Consider the following 17,794-nt stretch of genomic DNA (forward strand, 5'->3'; position numbering starts at 1 on the left):
GAAACGTCGTGAAGCGACCAGCGCTCATAATGGTTTGCCTGTTACTGCAGGCGTGCTCAGCCACCACCGAAGGGTTGGGACATTCGCTGTGGGATAGCGTGTTTGGTACTCCCGGCGTACAGATGACGGACGATGAAATCCAAAATATGCCCTACGCCAGCCAGTATATGCAGCTAAACGGCGGCCCCCAGCTGTTTGTGGTACTCGCGTTTGCGGAAAACGGACAGCAGAAATGGGTGACTCAGGATCGGGCTATTCTCGTCACGCAGCATGGGCGCATTGTGAAAACGCATCTCGGTGGGGACAACCTAATCGAGGTGAATAATCTGGCGGCAGACCCACTCATCAAACCCAATCAGATAGTCGATGGCGTAACGTGGACCCGCACAATGGGCTGGACTGAACATCAGCAGGTACGCTATGCCACCGCGCGCTCGGTTTTCAAATGGGATGGCGCAGACACCATCAAGGTCGGCAGCGATGACACGCCGGTACGGATCCTCGATGAAGAGGTAACCACCGATCAAACGCGCTGGCATAACCGCTACTGGATCGACAGTGAAGGGCAGATTCGCCAGTCGGAACAGTATCTTGGCGCGCATTACTTCCCGGTGAAAACCACGCTGATTAAGGCGGCAAAATCATGATCAAACGAGCCGTTATGGCGCTGCTGTTGAGCCTGAGCGCAGCGTCTGTTTTTGCTGCGGGCAGCGTTAAGGTCTTTACCTCTGCCAGCGAAGAGCCAAAAACGCTGACCGGGGCCGAACATCTGCTCGACCTGGTCGGACAGCCGCTGTTGAGCAATAGCTGGTGGCCAGGTGCGGTTATCAGCGAAGAGCGGGCAACGACGGAGGCGGGACGTCAGCAGCAGGCGTTACTGGCTCGCCTGGCGACGCTGGGCGCTGAAGAAAGCGGTGACGATGCTGCCGCTATCAACGCATTACGCCAGCAAATTCAGGCGTTGAAGGTGACCGGCAGGCAGATGATTAATCTTGACCCGGATGTTGTGCGCGTCAGCGAGCGAGGCAACCCGCCGTTGCAGGGCAATTACACGCTGTGGGTCGGAGCGCAGCCAACGCATATCACGCTGTTTGGCCTGCTAAGCCATCCGGGTAAACAACCGTTTATGCCCGGGCGTGATGTTGCCAGTTATCTCGATGGGCAAAGTCGGCTCAGCGGCGCGGATCGTAGCTTCGCCTGGGTTATCTATCCCGACGGGCGCACGCAAAAAGTACCGGTCGCTTACTGGAACAAACGTCACGTTGAGCCGATGCCCGGCAGCATCATTTATGTCGGACTCTCTGATGCTGTCTGGAGCAGCACCCCGGATGAAATTAATGCCGACATTCTTCGCACCCTGACCCAGCGGATACCCGAATAATGAGAAAAACTTACCTGCTCAGCGTATTGGCGCTGGGCGTAAGCGTTGCCTGCCATGGTGAAACCTGGCCCGCGCCCATTGGACCTTCGCAGTCCGATTTTGGCGGCGTGGGGCTGCTGCAAACCCCAACCGCACGCATGGCGCGCGAGGGCGAAATGAGCCTCAATTACCGCGATAACGATCAGTACCGCTACTACTCTGCGTCGGTGCAGCTCTTCCCGTGGCTGGAAACCACGCTGCGTTATACCGATGTGCGTACCAAAAAATACAGTAGCGTGGAGTCGTTTTCTGGCGATCAGACTTACAAGGATAAAGCTTTTGATCTCAAACTGCGGCTGTGGGAAGAGGGCTACTGGATGCCGCAGGTGGCGGTTGGCGCGCGGGATATTGGCGGAACTGGCCTGTTCGATGCGGAGTATATTGTGGCGAATAAAGCCTGGGGGCCGTTTGATTTCTCGCTTGGCCTGGGCTGGGGATATCTCGGGACCAGCGGTAACGTCAGCAATCCGTTTTGCTCATACAGCGATAAATTCTGCTATCGCGATAACAGCTACAAGCAGGCCGGTTCTATTGACGGCAGCCAGATGTTCCACGGCCCGGCATCGCTGTTTGGCGGCGTCGAGTATCAGACGCCCTGGCAGCCGTTGCGTCTGAAACTGGAGTATGAGGGAAACAATTACCAGCAGGATTTTGCGGGCAAGCTGGATCAGAAGAGCAAGTTTAACGTCGGCGCTATTTATCGCGTCACCGATTGGGCCGACGTTAACCTCAGCTATGAGCGTGGGAACACCTTTATGTTTGGGGTCACGCTGCGGACTAACTTCAACGATCTGCGGCCAAACTATAACGACAACGCCCGCCCGAAATATCAGCCACAGCCACAGGATGCCATCCTGCAACACTCGGTGGTGGCGAATCAGCTAACGCTGCTGAAATATAACGCCGGACTGGCCGATCCTAAAATTCAGGTGCAGGGCGATACGCTGTATGTGACCGGTGAACAGGTGAAATACCGTGATTCGCGCGAAGGGATCGAACGTGCCAACCGGATCGTGATGAACGATCTTCCCGATGGGATCCGTACGATCCGTATTACGGAAAATCGTCTTAACTTGCCGCAGGTGACGACCGAAACGGAGGTTTCCAGCCTCAAGCGTCATCTGGAAGGCGAACCGTTGGGCCATGAAGCCCAGCTGGCGCAAAAACGCGTTGAGCCCGTGGTGCCGAAAACGACCGAGCAGGGCTGGTATATCGATAAGTCACGCTTCGATTTCCACATCGATCCGGTGCTTAACCAGTCGGTGGGCGGCCCGGAAAACTTCTATATGTATCAGTTGGGCGTGATGGGAACGGCGGATTGGTGGGTTACCGATCACCTGCTGACCACCGGGAGTTTGTTCGCCAACCTCGCCAATAACTATGACAAATTTAACTACACCAACCCGCCGCAGGATTCGCATTTGCCACGAGTGCGTACCCATGTGCGCGAGTATGTGCAAAACGATGTCTACGTGAATAACCTACAGGCCAACTACTTCCAGTCACTCGGAAACGGGTTCTACGGACAGGTTTACGGTGGCTATCTGGAAACCATGTACGGCGGAGCGGGGGCAGAAGTGCTGTATCGTCCGCTGGACAGCAACTGGGCGTTTGGTGTTGATGCCAACTACGTGAAACAGCGTGACTGGCGTAGCGCGCAGGACATGATGAAATTCACCGACTACAGCGTGAAGACCGGGCATTTGACGGCGTACTGGAATCCGTCATTCGCTCAGGATGTACTGGTGAAAGCCAGCGTGGGTCAGTATCTGGCGGGAGATAAGGGCGGAACGCTGGAAGTGGCGAAGCGCTTTGACAGTGGCGTTGTGGTAGGCGGCTATGCGACCATCACCGACGCCTCGCCGGATGAGTACGGAGAGGGTGATTTTACCAAAGGGGTGTACGTATCCGTGCCGCTGGATCTGTTCTCGTCAGGCCCGACCCGCAGCCGTGCGGCGATTGGCTGGACGCCGTTAACGCGTGATGGCGGCCAGCAGCTTGGACGTAAGTTTGGTCTGTACGACATGACCAGCGACAGGAGTGAGAACTTCCGTTGATGTGAATGTTGATCGCCCGGTGGCGCTACGCTTACCGGGCCTACAGTACGGCTGTAGGCCGGATAAGGCAAAGCCGCCATCCGGCAAGGACCTTCCGGAGAACAAAACATAAACAAAAAATGTAGATCTCTGTCACATTTTTGCGTTATACAGGAACCTCGCCACTGAGTAAGAGGTGCTGTTATGACGTCGCTATCTCGTCCGCGCGTGGAGTTTATCTCCACCATCTTACAGACCGTGTTGAATCTGGGACTGCTGAGTCTGGGTCTGATCCTGGTTGTATTCCTCGGGAAAGAAACGCTGCATCTGGCAGATGTGCTGTTCGCGCCGGAACAAACCAGCAAGTATGAGCTGGTAGAAGGGCTGGTGGTTTACTTCCTCTACTTTGAATTTATCGCGCTGATTGTGAAGTACTTTCAGTCAGGTTTTCACTTTCCGTTGCGCTATTTTGTCTATATTGGGATCACCGCGATTGTGCGGTTGATCATCGTCGATCATAAAGCACCGATGGATGTACTGATCTATTCCGCGGCGATCCTGCTGCTGGTGATCACCCTGTGGCTGTGTAATTCCAAACGGCTGAAGCGAGAGTAAAAGATAACACGCCGCAATCGGGCTGCGGCGTGTTGCAGGTCAGGATTACTGCGCAGAGGCAGGCTGGGTTTTCTCTGTGGCGGGTTCCCACAGTTCTTCAAGTTCTTCCAGCGTTTTGCCTTTGGTTTCCGGTACAAACTTCCACATAAACAGCGCCGCCAGAATGCCCATACAACCGTAAATCCAGTAGGAGAAACCGTTGTGGAAATGGGAAACCAGCCACGAATTTTTGTCCATCATCGGGAAGGTCCAGGAGACGAAGTAGTTCGCCAGCCATTGAGCGGCAACGGCAATGGCGAGCGCTTTGCCGCGAATCGCATTGGGGAAGATTTCTGCCAGCAACACCCAGCAAACCGGTCCCCAGGACATGGCGAATGCGGCGACGTAAAACAGCATCGACAGCAGTGCAACCAGCCCGGAAGCCTGGGTATAAAACGCGGTACCGAGGCTGAACATACCGATGGCCATGCCCAGAGCGCCAATAATCTGCAGCGGTTTGCGACCAAATTTATCCACCGTCATGATCGCCAGCACGGTGAAGCTCAGGTTGATCACGCCAACAATGATGGTCTGTAACAGCGCCACATCGGTGCTGGCTCCCAGCGTTTTAAACACCTCCGGGGCGTAGTAGAGCACGACGTTAATACCGACGAATTGCTGGAAGATGGACAGCATTACGCCGATGACGATAACGCCTGCGCCAAACATCAGCAGGCGGCCGCCGGTTTTACGACCATGTTCCAGAGACTGATTGATCTCCTGCATGGCCTGGGTGGCGAGGGCGCTGCCCATAATTTTGCGCAGAATACCTTCCGCCTGCTCGTGTCTGCCACGTGCCATCAGCCAGCGCGGGCTTTCTGGTACGGTGTACAGCAGCAGTAAAAACAGCAGGGCGGGAATACTTTCGGACGCAAACATATAGCGCCAGCCATCGGTATTCAGCCAGTTGGCATCGCCTGAACGTGCGATAAAATAGTTAACGCAATACACTAACAGTTGACCAAAAATAATGGCGAACTGGTTAAATGACACCAGTTTCCCGCGAATGTGTGCGGGCGCCAGTTCTGCAATATACATTGGTGAGAGCATTGAAGCTAAACCTACGCCAATACCCCCAATGATACGATAAATAACAAATTCGGGAACGTATCCGGCTAAATAAACGGGTACGGCGTTATCTGGGTTAATAGTCGTAAAACCTAATTCTGGCCAGGCGGAACCAATACCGGAAATAAAGAACAGCAGAGCCGCGATTTTCAGCGAGTCCCGGCGGCCAAACCGGTTACTACAATAGCCGCCCAGGGCACCACCGATGATGCAGCCTATCAACGCACTGGCGACGCAAAAGCCCAACAGCGAGTTGGCGGCGGATTCACTTAAATGTTGTGGGGCGACAAACACGGTATTCAGGGATTCTACCGTTCCGGATATGACCGCAGTGTCGTAGCCGAATAATAGCCCTCCTAACGTTGCCACTAATGTAATCGAAAAAATATAACTGGAATTATATTGAGAGTTCATTCAGACCTGCCTTAGAGGATACAGCTCTTTTGATCAGTGCCGTGATGTTGAATTTAACAGGCAGGGAAGACAATTATCATTTTTTACATTGCAATTACGTTTTGTCTTTTCTGTGATCTTAATTCTGTTTGATTTATCTATATTCAGACAGGAAATAGAATTGCAGTGATGGAGAGCACGAAAGGAAATAATCGTAACAGTGATGCAAAATAACATAAAAAAAGGGCGCTCCGTAGAGCGCCGAATAACAGTCACAGGTTGGGATAACATAAGTTGAGGGTTGCAGTGGCATTGCCCGTTGCCGGGCAGGTACTTCGGTAAAACTTAACCTTTCACACCACCCGCGGTCAGACCGTTGACTAGCCAGCGCTGCGCCAGCAAGAACACCAGAGTGATCGGAATGGCTGAAAGTACAGCCGCGGCGGCAAAGTCGCCCCACAAATAGTTCTGTGGGTTGAGGTACTGCTGCATACCTACCGCAAGGGTATAGCTGTTCACATCACGCAGCAGCAGTGACGCGACCGGTACTTCGGTAATAGCGGCAATGAAAGACAGAATAAACACGACCGCCAGAATCGGAACGGAAAGCGGCAGCAGCACCAGGCGGAATGCCTGCCACGGCGTAGCGCCATCCAGCGCGGCCGCTTCTTCCAGTGAACCGTCGATAGTTTCGAAATAGCCCTTTATCGTCCATACATGCAGCGCAATACCGCCGAGGTAGGCGAAGATCACGCCGCCGTGCGTGTTCAGGCCGATAAACGGAATGTACTGGCCCAGGCGATCAAACAAAGCATACAACGCGACCAGAGACAGCACCGCCGGGAACATCTGGAAAATCAGCATCCCTTTCAGCAGGGTTGCTTTGCCCGGGAAACGCATACGAGCAAAGGCGTAAGCACAGGTAGTGGAAAGTGTCACGATACCGATCGCGGTAATGCTGGCCACTTTCACCGAGTTCCACAGCCATAACAGTACCGGGAACGGCGGTGGCGTCACACGGCCATCCGCGTGTTCAACGCTAAAGCCCAGCGCCAGTTTCCAGTGTTCCCAGGAGATGTTTTCCGGGATCAGGCTGCCGGTGGCAAAGTTACCTTCGCGCAGCGAGATAGCGATAACCATCAGCAGCGGGAACATGATCGCCGCGATAAAAATCAGCAGCCCTAAGTGCGTTGCGAATAAACGTAACTTTTGTGATTTCGGTTGGACCATAGCCATTGTCGTTATCTCCCCTAATCAAACTTCATACGTGTGGCTTTCAGGTTCACAATCGCCAGCGCACCAACCAGCAGGAAGATCAGCGTAGCAATCGCCGCCGCCAGACCGAAGTCCTGACCACCGCCGCCTTCAAAGGCGATACGGTAGGTGTAGCTCACGAGCAGGTCGGTATAACCGGCTGGTGTGGTGGTACCAAGACGGTCCGGACCACCGTTGGTCAACAGCTGAATCAGCACGAAGTTGTTAAAGTTAAAGGCGAAGCTGGCGATCATCAGCGGCGTCAGCGGCTTAATTAACAGCGGTAGCGTTATCTTAAAGAAGTTCTGGAATGGACCTGCGCCATCCATCGCTGAGGCTTCATACAGGTCGTCAGGAATCGCTTTCAGCAGACCCATGCACAGGATCATCATGTATGGATAACCGAGCCAGGTGTTGACAATAATAATCATCGAACGCGCGGTCGTTGGGTCGCTGAACCAGGCCGGTTTGATGCCAAACAGCGCGCTCAGCATCATGTTGATTTCACCAAAGCTCTGGTTGAATAAGCCCTTGAAAATCAGAATCGAGATAAACGACGGTACGGCATACGGAAGAATCAGCAGGACGCGGTAAATCGCTTTGCCTTTGAGAGACTCCCACTGTACGAGACAGGCCAGCACCATGCCCACGGCAACGGTCAAAATAACGGTCAGTACCGAGAAGACCACCGTCCAGACGAAGATGGCGAAGAACGGTTTCTGGATGCCTTCGTCGGTAAACACGCGGGTGAAGTTATCCCAGCCGATGGCAACGGTGTAGCCCGGGCTGAGTTTTTCGCTACCCCAGCTACCGTCAGCGTTAATCGCCTGATAATAACCAATATCGTTGTTGGCGCGGTATTTTACGCCGCTCTGGCTGTTGGTGAGTGTGCCGTCTTCAGCGAGCGTATAAAGTGGCTGCGTGCCGGAAAACTGGCGCAGCGAACTCATGGTAACTTTGCTTTCATCCGGCAGGATGGCGGTCAATTGGGTAAGCGCCTGGCGATTCTGCGTGATGATACGCAGTGTTGCACGTTCGCCTGCCGGCAGCGCCTCGGCTTCTTTCAGTTGCAGTTTCTGCTCGCCGCCAAATTTAAAAGCGTCAGAAAGGTAATTCTTGCCGGTTTCACCGTCGGTGAGGGCCAGTTGCCACTCATCACCCGCCGGATACAGGCCAAAGTTGTAGGTTTTCCCAGCCTGATACGAACGATCCATCAGGACTTCCTGAGCGCGTTCAAAGGTCAGCTGGTTGGTACTGCTGTAGTTGGTAAAGGCAATGGCGATCGTACAAATCAGCGGAAACAGGACAAACAGCCCCATACCGGCAACGCCCGGGTAAACATAGCGCCAGGCATAGGCTTTACGGTTAGCGAAAATATACAGGCCAGCAGAGCTTAAAATCAGCGTCATGATGGCAAACAGGTACTCCCCCTGAGCGTACATCAAAACAACAAGGTAACCGACCAGCAGCCCAAGCAGACCCATCACTGACCATTTCAGCGTGTCGCTTTGCCACCAGTGTTTCTTTTTAATGACATCCATGGGGATCTTCCTCTACAACATTGAACATCTGTCGGCAAAAGTGCCTGATGGCGCTGCGCTTATCAGGCCTACGGTGAGTTGTAGGCCGGATAAGGCATTTATGCCGCCATCCGGCACGTGTGCTACAGCACTACTTGGTGATACGACCCTGCGCGTCTTTCAGTGCGGCATCGACGGTCTGACGGCCGCTGGCTGCATTGATCACTGCGGTACGAACGGCATACCAGAATGCGGACATCTGTGGGATGTTCGGCATGATTTCGCCTTTCTGGGCGTTATCCATAGTGGCGGCGATACGTGGGTCTTTCGCTAACTGATCCTGGAAGGATTTCAGCGCAACGGCGCCCAGCGGTTTGTCCTTGTTCACTTCATCCAGACCCTGATCGGTCAGCAGGTAGTTTTCGAGGAACTCTTTCGCCAGTTCTTTGTTCGGGCTGGCGGCGTTGATACCGGCGCTCAGAACGCCAACAAACGGTTTAGACGCTTTGCCTTTGAAGGTTGGCAGCAGCGTGACGCCGTAGTTGATTTTGCTCTTATCGATGTTGGACCATGCCCACGGACCGTTAATGGTCATCGCGGTATCGCCTTTGTTAAAGGCCGCTTCGGCGATGGAGTAATCGGTATCCGCGTTCATGTGTTTGTTCTTGATCAGATCAACCAGGAAGGTCAGACCCGCTTTCGCGCCAGCGTTATCCACGCCCACGTCTTTCACATCGTACTTACCGTTCTCAAACTTGAACGCGTAACCACCGTCGGCGGCAATCAGCGGCCAGGTGAAGTACGGTTCTTGCAGGTTAAACATCAGTGCGGATTTACCTTTCGCCTTCAGCTCTTTATCCAGTGCAGGAATTTCTTCCCAGGTTTTCGGTGGATTTGGAACGAGGTCTTTGTTGTAAATCAGCGACAGCGCTTCAACCGCGATCGGGTAGGCAATCAGTTTGCCGTTATAGCGTACGGCATCCCAGGTGAACGGATAGAGCTTGTCCTGGAACGCTTTGTCAGGCGTGATTTCAGCCAGCAGGCCAGACTGAGCGTAGCCGCCAAAACGGTCATGTGCCCAGAAGATGATGTCCGGGCCGTCGCCGGTCGCGGCAACCTGCGGGAATTTCTCTTCCAGTTTGTCAGGGTGCTCAATAGTGACTTTGATCCCGGTGTCTTTCTCGAATTTTTTGCCCACTTCAGCGAGGCCGTTATAGCCTTTGTCGCCGTTAATCCAGATAACCAGCTTACCTTCTTCAATCTTGGCGAGAGCCGAGGCGGAAAACATCATCGTCGTTAATGCAGACAATGCGAGGATGCGTGCGCCAGTTTTGATTTTCATAGTTCCCATCCTGTTTGGTGATTTTGCAGAGGTGGCTTAACGGTTACTAGTTTCTTTATACGACAACCTCTTTCCATCCTCCTTACCCCTACGCCCCACCCGCTCTTTATGTGATCTGTGTTACATAAATGTGAGTATTGCGTACTGGCGCACATAAAAACCCACCGATTTTTGCAGGCTGCATCACGAAATTCCTCTGAGGCTGGTGGCCCGGGTCTCAGACGCTGCTCTCTCATCCTCCCGCCTCCTCCCCCATAAAAAAGCCGGGGGGTGGAGGATTCACGCAGTCAAGGGATCGCGCATAGTCAGCCCATCATGAATGTTGCTGTCGATGACAGGTTGTAACGAAGGGAGAAGGGCATGGCGAGCGTACAGCTACGAAATGTAACGAAAGCCTGGGGTGACGTGGTGGTATCGAAAGATATCAATCTCGACATTCACGAAGGGGAATTCGTGGTGTTTGTCGGACCGTCAGGCTGCGGTAAGTCGACCTTGCTGCGTATGATCGCCGGACTTGAAACCATCACCAGTGGTGACCTGTTTATCGGGGAGACCCGGATGAACGACATTCCGCCCGCCGAACGTGGTGTAGGCATGGTCTTTCAGTCCTACGCGTTGTATCCCCATTTGTCCGTCGCGGAAAACATGTCGTTCGGCCTCAAACTGGCCGGAGCGAAAAAAGAGGTGATGAACCAGCGCGTGAACCAGGTTGCGGAAGTTCTGCAACTGGCACACCTGCTGGAGCGTAAACCAAAAGCGCTTTCCGGCGGACAACGTCAGCGTGTGGCGATTGGCCGTACGCTGGTCGCCGAACCGCGCGTATTCCTGCTGGACGAACCACTGTCGAACCTCGATGCCGCTCTGCGCGTGCAGATGCGTATTGAAATCTCCCGCCTGCATAAACGTCTTGGCCGCACGATGATTTACGTTACCCACGATCAGGTCGAAGCGATGACGCTGGCCGACAAAATTGTGGTGCTGGATGCCGGTCGCGTAGCGCAGGTTGGTAAGCCTCTGGAACTGTATCACTACCCGGCTGACCGCTTTGTGGCGGGCTTCATTGGTTCACCGAAGATGAACTTCCTGCCGGTGAAAGTCACGGCAACGGCTATCGATCAGGTGCAGGTTGAACTGCCCAACCGCCAGCAAATATGGCTCCCGGTAGACAGCCATGCGGTACAGGTTGGCGCCAACATGTCTTTAGGTATCCGCCCGGAACATCTGCTGCCCAGCGATATCGCCGATGTCACCCTCGAAGGTGAAGTGCAGGTGGTCGAGCAGCTTGGTCACGAAACACAAATTCATATCCAGATCCCCGCCATCCGTCAAAACCTGGTTTACCGCCAGAACGACGTGGTGTTGGTAGAAGAGGGTGCCACATTCGCTATCGGCCTGCCGCCAGAGCGTTGCCATCTGTTCCGTGAGGATGGCACTGCATGTCGTCGGTTGCACAAAGAGCCGGGCGTTTAAGGTGTCCCATTAAAAAAAACGCAAATCCGTCAAGGTGAAGCGTTCAAAGAAAAGCAATGATCTCAGGAGATAGAACGATGATTACTCTGCGCAAACTCCCTCTGGCGGTTGCTGTGGCAGCGGGCATTATGTCTGTTCAGGCAATGGCTGTGGATTTCCATGGTTATGCTCGTTCCGGCATTGGCTGGACAGGTAGCGGCGGTGAACAACAGTGTTTCCAGGCAACTGGTGCCCAAAGTAAATACCGTCTTGGTAACGAATGTGAAACCTATGCGGAAATCAAATTAGGTCAGGAAGTGTGGAAAGAGGGCGATAAGAGCTTCTACTTCGACACCAACGTTGCCTACTCCGTTGCACAGCAGAATGACTGGGAAGCGACCGATCCTGCTTTCCGCGAAGCCAACGTGCAGGGTAAAAACCTGATTGAATGGCTGCCGGGTTCCACCATCTGGGCCGGTAAACGTTTCTATCAGCGTCATGACGTCCACATGATCGACTTCTACTACTGGGATATTTCAGGTCCTGGTGCTGGTATTGAAAACATCGATCTGGGCTTCGGTAAACTGTCTCTGGCCGCAACCCGTTCTCAGGAAGCGGGTGGTTCTTACACCTTCAGTAGCCAGAATATCTACGACACATCCAAAGATACCGCGAACGACGTATTCGACATGCGTTTAGCGCAGATGGCCATTAACCCGGACGGCATGCTGGAACTGGGTGTTGACTACGGTCGTGCGAATAAAACTGACGGTTATAGCTACGCGGATAGCGCTTCTAAAGATGGCTGGATGTTCACTGCAGAACATACTCAGAGCATGCTGAAGGGCTATAACAAGTTCGTGGTTCAGTATGCAACTGATGCGATGACCACGCAGGGTAAAGGTGGCTCGCAGGGTACTTACGGTTCAACCTTCGATACCCAGGCAACACCAAATGATCCCGTTATCCATCATGTAAACAACAATATCAATAACAACGGTAGCCTGGTGCGCGTACTTGACCACGGTGCTATCTCTCTGGGCGACAAGTGGGACCTGATGTACGTCGGTATGTATCAGAATATCGACATGGATAATGACCTGGGTACTGAATGGTACACCGTGGGTATTCGTCCGATGTACAAATGGACACCAATCATGAGCACCCTGATGGAAGTCGGCTACGACAACGTCAAATCTCAACAGACTGGCGATCGCAACAGCCAATACAAAATCACCCTGGCACAACAGTGGCAGGCAGGCGACAGCATCTGGTCTCGTCCGGCAATCCGCGTCTTTGCAACCTATGCCAAATGGGATGAAGAGTGGGGCTACGTTAAAAATGGTAACAACGTATCTAAATACGCAGCTGCAACGAACTCTGGTATCAGCACAACCAGCCGTGGCGACAGCGATGAGTGGTCCTTCGGTGCTCAGATGGAAATCTGGTGGTAATTCAGCTCTAACCTGACGTAAAGACCGAAAGAGGGGCGCAAGCCCCTCTTGATTACGGTTTAGCGCGCTATTGCCTGGCCACCGCTGAACCCATGCTATCTGAGGTGATAACAATGAAAATGAAGAAAAGTCTCGTTGCCCTTTGTTTATCTGCAGGGTTATTTGCCAGCGCGCCTGGCATCAGCCTGGCCGATGTAAATATTGTTCCGCAGAACACCACCGCGGCGCCTGCTATTCCCACTGCAGCGTTGCAACAGTTAACCTGGACGCCAGTTGATCAATCGAAAACCCAATCAACCTCGTTGGCGACAGCGGGACAGCGTCTGGACATTGCCGGTATTAGCGGCCCGGTTGCCGCCTACAGCGTACCGGCCAACATTGGTGAACTGACCCTGACACTGAGCAGTGAAGTTAACAAACAAACCAGCGTATTCGCGCCAAACGTCTTAATTCTTGATCAGAACATGACGCCATCTGCGTTCTTCCCTAGCAGTTACTTTACCTACCAGGCACCGGGTGTGATGAGTGCCGATCGTCTGGAAGGGGTGATGCGCCTGACGCCAGCGCTGGGACAGCAAAAACTGTATGTTCTGGTCTTTACTACTGATAAAGATCTCCAGCAGACCACAACCCTGCTTGACCCGGCAAAAGCCTATGCCAAGGGGGTAGGTAACGCTGTTCCGGATATTCCGGACCCGATTGCCCGCCACACCACCGACGGTCTGCTGCATCTGAAAGTTAAAACCAGCTCCTCCTCCAGCGTGCTGGTCGGGCCGCTGTTTGGTTCTTCCGGCCCAGGTCCTGTTACGGTTGGCAATACCGCAGCACCTGCGGTGGCCTACGCGGCTCCGGCGGCAGCCGTTGCTGCTCCGGCACCACAACCCGTGAAGAAAAGCGAGCCAATGTTGAACGACACGGAAAGCTATTTTAATCAGGCGATTAAGGATGCAGTTGCAAAAGGCGATGTTGATAAAGCGCTGAAGCTGCTTGATGAAGCGGAACGTCTGGGATCCAAATCTGCCCGATCCACCTTTATCAGCAGTGTAAAAGGCAAGGGGTAAACATCTCCCCACATTGTTGATTTTGCAACAACTGGTGCGTCTCCTGGCGCACCTTTTTTTATCCTTCGGTGCTAATTGTTACACTTATGTTGCCCTACCGATCACTTAATCGTGTTTGCTCACCCCGTAATGCCTTTTCTGCGATACAATGCCTTCAGGTTATAAATCGGAGAGTAAGGCATGCCACACCCTGCGTTAACGCAACTGCGTGCGCTGCGTTATTTTGATGCGATCCCAGCGCTGGACGCCCAACTGCTCGACTGGTTGTTACTGGAAGATTCCATGACCAAACGTTTTGAGCAGCAGGGGAAAAAGGTCACCGTAACGTTGATTCGCGAAGAATTCGTTGGGCAAAATGAGGTGGCTGAAGAACTGACGCTGCTGCCTAAAGAGTCTCGTTATTGGTTACGTGAAATCCTGTTATGCGCGGATGGTGAACCCTGGCTTGCCGGACGGACTGTGGTGCCTGAATCAACCTTGTGCGGCCCTGAACTGGCCTTACAGAACCTTGGGAAAACCCCGCTCGGACGCTACCTGTTTACGTCATCGACATTGACCCGAGATTTTATTGAGATTGGCCGCGATGCAGCGCTGTGGGGGCGTCGTTCCCGCCTGCGGCTGAGCGGTAAGCCACTGATGCTTACCGAGCTTTTTCTGCCTGCGTCGCCGTTGTACTGAGAGGAAGATAAAGATGGAGTGGAGTCTGACGCAGAATAAGCTGCTGGCGTTTCACCGCTTGATGCGTACGGATAAGCCAATCGGCGCCTTACTGCTGCTCTGGCCTACGCTGTGGGCACTGTGGGTGGCGACCCCAGGCATGCCGCAACTGTGGATCCTGGCGGTTTTTGTCGCTGGCGTTTGGTTAATGCGCGCCGCCGGATGCGTGGTGAATGATTATGCCGACAGGAAATTTGACGGGCACGTCAAACGCACCGCGAATAGACCGCTGCCGAGCGGGGCTGTCACCGAGAAAGAAGCCCGAACGCTGTTTGTGGTACTGGTGCTGCTGGCCTTCCTGCTGGTTTTGACCCTCAACACGATGACCATTTTGTTATCCGTTGCGGCATTAGCATTAGCGTGGGTTTACCCGTTTATGAAGCGCTATACGCATCTGCCGCAGGTGGTGCTGGGGGCGGCGTTTGGCTGGTCGATCCCGATGGCGTTCGCCGCCGTGAGTGAGTCCGTACCGCTGAGCTGCTGGCTGATGTTCCTTGCGAATATTCTCTGGGCGGTGGCTTATGATACGCAGTACGCCATGGTTGACCGGGATGATGACCTGAAGATCGGCATTAAATCGACCGCGATCCTGTTCGGTCAGAACGACAAGCTGATTATTGGTATTTTGCAGGTAGGCGTGCTGGTGCTGATGGCGCTGGTGGGCTGGTTAAACGGGTTAGGACTGGGCTATTACTGGTCTCTGCTGGTGGCGGGCGCGCTGTTTGTCTATCAGCAGAAACTGATCGTCAACCGTGAACGTGATGCCTGCTTTAAAGCGTTTATGAACAATAACTACGTCGGTCTGGTGCTGTTCTTAGGCCTGGCAATGAGCTACTGGCATTTTTGATTTTGGCTTAGCCTGCAAAATAAAAAAACCGGTCATTTCGACCGGTTTTTTTATGCTTACTCGCCCTGAGTGGCGCTCTCGATAGTCAGACGCACATCTGACGTGACCAGTTCGGCCAGCATCTGATAGATCTTCATCGTCTCTTCCGGTTCGGCATCTCCGGTATCGCTGATGAATCCCTCGTCACGCAGCGTCAGCACCAGAGAGCTGAACACGGCTTTATCGAAGAATTCCGGCGCGTTAATGCCGTGCAGCACTGAGAGGCGTTGCGCCACGGTGCGGCTCTCTTTTTCCAGCGTGCCACGGTTGATGGACGGGTTCGCGCTCAGCAGCCAGAAGGTAATGGCGTAGCGCTGCAACGTCTCGCGAGCACCTGCCGCCAGCAGCTGTAGCGTGCGGGAGCGGGCTGGATTGATATGCAGTTCGTCATCGGTCAGGGTGATGAGTCCCTGGCGCTGCATTTCGCTGGCCAGTTCGTCAATTACCCCGGCAAGCTCATCACGCTCCCAGCGTAAGAACAGCTCCGCTTTTAGCATCGGGTACAGCGCATCAATATGCTGCTGCAACGCGGCGCGTGAAATCCGACGATGCTGAGTCACAATGGCTGCCATCAACGAAGGCAGAACCAGCATATGCGCAATATTATTGCGGTAGTAGGTCATCAATACCGCCTGCTCGCGCGGCAGAATAATGATGTCACCGATGGTGTCTTTCTCGACCTCAAACTTATTCATCTGCAAGGCGTGGTCGATCAGTTCACTGGCACTCTGCGCAGGAACAGTAGCATCCGCCGCGTACGGCACGTTGCGCAGCAGGCTCAGGTAGCAGTCAAGCTGTTCGGTTAGCTGTTCACGGGTCAGAGAGCGCTGGCGGGAAGCCAGTAACGCAGTACAGCACAGGTTCATGGCGTTGGCCGCGCCTGCGTTGTTAATGCGTACCATCAAATCGGCGGCAATGTTATTCACCGTCGGTGTCAACCAGGCCGGGCGGATCGACTCGATAGGGTCAATAGATTCACGCCACTCCGGCACATGCTGGTTGAGGTAAGTCATCAATGGCATTGGTTCACCAAAGTTGACGTAGCCCTGACCCAGGTTACGCAGCTTGCTTAAGCCACGCAGCATTTGCGGCAGACTTTCTTTCTCTTTCGTCGCGCCACGCAGCTCTTTCGCGTAGGTGCCCACTTCCATTACGTGCTCATAGCCGATGTAAATAGGTACGAGGGTAATAGGGCGCGTACCGCCGCGCAGCATCGCCTGAATAGTCATCGACAGCGTGCCGGTTTTCGGGTCGAGCAGACGACCGGTACGTGAACGGCCCCCTTCGACAAAGTACTCAACCGAGTAGCCGCGGCTGAACAGCTCGCCCAGGTATTCGCGGAATACGGTGGAATAGAGCTTGTTGCCCTTGAAGGTACGACGAATAAAGAACGCGCCCAGACGGCGGAAAATCGGACCCGCTGGCCAGAAGTTCAGGTTGATACCGGCTGCGATGTGCGGCGGCACCAAACCCTGATGGTACAGAACGTACGACAGCAGCATATAGTCCATATGGCTGCGGTGGCACGGAACGTACACGATTTCATGCCCATCGTGCGCCAACTGGCGTACACGTTCAGCATTATGAACGTTAATCCCCTGATACAGACGGTTCCAGGTAAAGCCCAAAATACGGTCCGTCAGACGAATCATTTCGTAGGAGAAGTTGGCGGCAATCTCTTCCATCAGCGCAATGGCATTTTGCTGCGCTTTTTCGTGGGAGATTTTTTTACTGCGCGCTTCATCTTCTACCGCACGAGCGATCGCTTTTGAAGCTAACAGTTTATTAAACAGATCCTGGCGGGCAGGGAGGCGCGGGCCGACAGCGGCCAGGCGCTGGCGAGCAAAGTGCATACGCGCCACGCGTGCCAGCTTCTGGGCGATGATCTTATCCGTACCGTGTTCATCCGCCATACGGCGCAGAGAGACCGACGGGGAGAAACGGACAAAACTGTCGCGACCCAGCCAGGACACCGCAAAGAATTTCTGTACGCCGTTTAGCATACGTAACGGCGGATTGACCTCGCCTTTTTCACGCCCCGGCGCACGGCCAAACATCACCGAAACCGGCACCATCTGCACATCCAGATCTGGATTGCTGCGATGCAAGTCGAGATAGTTGTGGAACAGCTTGATAGACTCTTCTTTCGGCGTGTAATAGGTGAATACACGCGGACCGCCGTGAATAAACACGTAGCGCGGTAACAGCGTTCCGTCTATCTCTAGTGGTTCCAGGGGATCGGGGAGGTCGTGCACCAGACATTGGGCACGCAGCGTCAGCAAGTCTGCTTTCGAATTGTACGGTAGGACGTACATAATGGGACGCGAAGTATCGAGTCCCAATTCCGGAGCAGGTTCTGCTGGAATAGACTTGCTTTTTACCAGGACGCTTAATGGTAAATTCAGTAATTTGTAGTAAATTCGTGGCCAGCCGGACATAAACGATGTAAAGCCTCTGGTTAATAATGCAAATGCGCTGCAAGGATATCAGAAAGTTTAGTGAATTTCTGTGGTATCCGGTCATACTTCGCGCTGCTTTGC

Annotated in this window: 14 protein-coding genes and 1 pseudogene; 10 read left to right on the forward strand and 5 right to left on the reverse strand. The window is 53.7% G+C overall.

Going from position 1 to position 17,794, the window contains the following annotated elements; all coding sequences use genetic code 11:
* The first annotated feature begins 8 nt into the window (after positions 1-8).
* From OGX89_RS15065 to psiE, 4 genes are all read left to right on the forward strand, one after another.
* Positions 9-647 (forward strand): YjbF family lipoprotein, encoded by a 639-nt coding sequence (locus OGX89_RS15065; protein WP_126957385.1) that lies wholly within the window; start codon positions 9-11, stop codon positions 645-647.
* Positions 644-1,381 carry a capsule biosynthesis GfcC family protein gene (locus OGX89_RS15070; RefSeq protein WP_126957383.1) on the forward strand — a complete coding sequence of 246 codons (738 nt, stop codon included), beginning with the start codon at positions 644-646 and terminating at the stop codon, positions 1,379-1,381. The genes OGX89_RS15065 and OGX89_RS15070 overlap by 4 nt, the downstream gene beginning before the upstream one ends.
* Positions 1,381-3,477, forward strand: a complete 2,097-nt coding sequence (locus tag OGX89_RS15075) for a YjbH domain-containing protein (protein ID WP_126957381.1) — start codon at positions 1,381-1,383, stop codon at positions 3,475-3,477. Before OGX89_RS15070 ends, OGX89_RS15075 begins: the two co-directional genes overlap by 1 nt.
* Before the next feature lie 183 nt (positions 3,478-3,660).
* The gene (psiE, locus tag OGX89_RS15080) at positions 3,661-4,071 is read left to right on the forward strand and encodes a phosphate-starvation-inducible protein PsiE (protein WP_003031674.1); all 411 of its coding nucleotides are present in this window, start codon (positions 3,661-3,663) and stop codon (positions 4,069-4,071) included.
* Positions 4,072-4,116: 45 nt separating this feature from the next.
* Here psiE and xylE read toward each other — a convergent pair whose 3' ends face one another.
* The 3 genes from xylE to malF all read right to left on the reverse strand — a co-directional run bounded on the left by xylE (position 4,117) and on the right by malF (position 8,366).
* A complete protein-coding gene (gene xylE / locus OGX89_RS15085; protein ID WP_126957379.1) occupies positions 4,117-5,592 on the reverse strand; it encodes a D-xylose transporter XylE in 1,476 nt (491 codons plus the stop codon).
* Positions 5,593-5,916: 324 nt separating this feature from the next.
* Complete coding sequence (malG, locus tag OGX89_RS15090; protein ID WP_003826575.1) at positions 5,917-6,807, reverse strand: maltose ABC transporter permease MalG; 891 nt, start codon at positions 6,805-6,807, stop codon at positions 5,917-5,919.
* A gap of 14 nt (positions 6,808-6,821) precedes the next feature.
* Positions 6,822-8,366: a maltose ABC transporter permease MalF gene (malF, locus tag OGX89_RS15095; RefSeq protein ID WP_003826577.1), complete on the reverse strand. Its 1,545-nt coding sequence runs from the start codon at positions 8,364-8,366 to the stop codon at positions 6,822-6,824.
* A 40-nt stretch (positions 8,367-8,406) separates the two neighbouring features.
* Here malF and OGX89_RS23895 point away from each other — a divergent pair.
* A pseudogene (locus OGX89_RS23895) lies at positions 8,407-8,481 on the forward strand (hypothetical protein); the annotation flags it as partial.
* Positions 8,482-8,496: 15 nt separating this feature from the next.
* On the opposite strand, the gene malE reads toward OGX89_RS23895, so the two are convergent.
* A complete protein-coding gene (malE, locus tag OGX89_RS15100) occupies positions 8,497-9,687 on the reverse strand; it encodes a maltose/maltodextrin ABC transporter substrate-binding protein MalE (RefSeq protein ID WP_003031680.1) in 1,191 nt (396 codons plus the stop codon).
* Between the two features lie 360 nt (positions 9,688-10,047).
* Here malE and malK point away from each other — a divergent pair, with 360 nt between their 5' ends.
* The 5 genes from malK to ubiA all read left to right on the forward strand — a co-directional run bounded on the left by malK (position 10,048) and on the right by ubiA (position 15,215).
* Complete coding sequence (gene malK / locus OGX89_RS15105) at positions 10,048-11,157, forward strand: maltose/maltodextrin ABC transporter ATP-binding protein MalK (protein WP_003826581.1); 1,110 nt, start codon at positions 10,048-10,050, stop codon at positions 11,155-11,157.
* Between the two features lie 77 nt (positions 11,158-11,234).
* Positions 11,235-12,590 (forward strand): maltoporin, encoded by a 1,356-nt coding sequence (locus OGX89_RS15110; protein ID WP_003826583.1) that lies wholly within the window; start codon positions 11,235-11,237, stop codon positions 12,588-12,590.
* Between the two features lie 113 nt (positions 12,591-12,703).
* Positions 12,704-13,651: a maltose operon protein MalM gene (gene malM / locus OGX89_RS15115; protein WP_003826585.1), complete on the forward strand. Its 948-nt coding sequence runs from the start codon at positions 12,704-12,706 to the stop codon at positions 13,649-13,651.
* Between the two features lie 180 nt (positions 13,652-13,831).
* Positions 13,832-14,329 (forward strand): chorismate lyase, encoded by a 498-nt coding sequence (ubiC, locus tag OGX89_RS15120; RefSeq protein WP_003826587.1) that lies wholly within the window; start codon positions 13,832-13,834, stop codon positions 14,327-14,329.
* Between the two features lie 13 nt (positions 14,330-14,342).
* A complete protein-coding gene (ubiA, locus tag OGX89_RS15125) occupies positions 14,343-15,215 on the forward strand; it encodes a 4-hydroxybenzoate octaprenyltransferase (RefSeq protein ID WP_003826589.1) in 873 nt (290 codons plus the stop codon).
* Positions 15,216-15,271: 56 nt separating this feature from the next.
* Here the strand turns inward: ubiA and plsB are convergent, their stop codons facing one another.
* Positions 15,272-17,692 carry a glycerol-3-phosphate 1-O-acyltransferase PlsB gene (gene plsB, locus OGX89_RS15130; protein ID WP_003826592.1) on the reverse strand — a complete coding sequence of 807 codons (2,421 nt, stop codon included), beginning with the start codon at positions 17,690-17,692 and terminating at the stop codon, positions 15,272-15,274.
* Positions 17,693-17,794: the final 102 nt, after the last annotated feature.

It is taken from the genome of Citrobacter sp. Cpo103, from assembly GCF_030332605.1.
GTDB classification, from domain to species: domain Bacteria; phylum Pseudomonadota; class Gammaproteobacteria; order Enterobacterales; family Enterobacteriaceae; genus Citrobacter; species Citrobacter portucalensis.

Coding starts and splice junctions, on each gene's coding strand:
- OGX89_RS15070 (WP_126957383.1), top strand. CDS start 644: ATGATCAAACGAGCCGTTATGGCGCTGCTGTTGAGCCTGAGCGCAGCG.
- malF (WP_003826577.1), bottom strand. CDS start 8,366: ATGGATGTCATTAAAAAGAAACACTGGTGGCAAAGCGACACGCTGAAA.
- OGX89_RS15110 (WP_003826583.1), top strand. CDS start 11,235: ATGATTACTCTGCGCAAACTCCCTCTGGCGGTTGCTGTGGCAGCGGGC.
- psiE (WP_003031674.1), top strand. CDS start 3,661: ATGACGTCGCTATCTCGTCCGCGCGTGGAGTTTATCTCCACCATCTTA.
- OGX89_RS15075 (WP_126957381.1), top strand. CDS start 1,381: ATGAGAAAAACTTACCTGCTCAGCGTATTGGCGCTGGGCGTAAGCGTT.
- malM (WP_003826585.1), top strand. CDS start 12,704: ATGAAAATGAAGAAAAGTCTCGTTGCCCTTTGTTTATCTGCAGGGTTA.
- xylE (WP_126957379.1), bottom strand. CDS start 5,592: ATGAACTCTCAATATAATTCCAGTTATATTTTTTCGATTACATTAGTG.
- ubiC (WP_003826587.1), top strand. CDS start 13,832: ATGCCACACCCTGCGTTAACGCAACTGCGTGCGCTGCGTTATTTTGAT.
- malK (WP_003826581.1), top strand. CDS start 10,048: ATGGCGAGCGTACAGCTACGAAATGTAACGAAAGCCTGGGGTGACGTG.
- ubiA (WP_003826589.1), top strand. CDS start 14,343: ATGGAGTGGAGTCTGACGCAGAATAAGCTGCTGGCGTTTCACCGCTTG.
- plsB (WP_003826592.1), bottom strand. CDS start 17,692: ATGTCCGGCTGGCCACGAATTTACTACAAATTACTGAATTTACCATTA.
- malE (WP_003031680.1), bottom strand. CDS start 9,687: ATGAAAATCAAAACTGGCGCACGCATCCTCGCATTGTCTGCATTAACG.
- malG (WP_003826575.1), bottom strand. CDS start 6,807: ATGGCTATGGTCCAACCGAAATCACAAAAGTTACGTTTATTCGCAACG.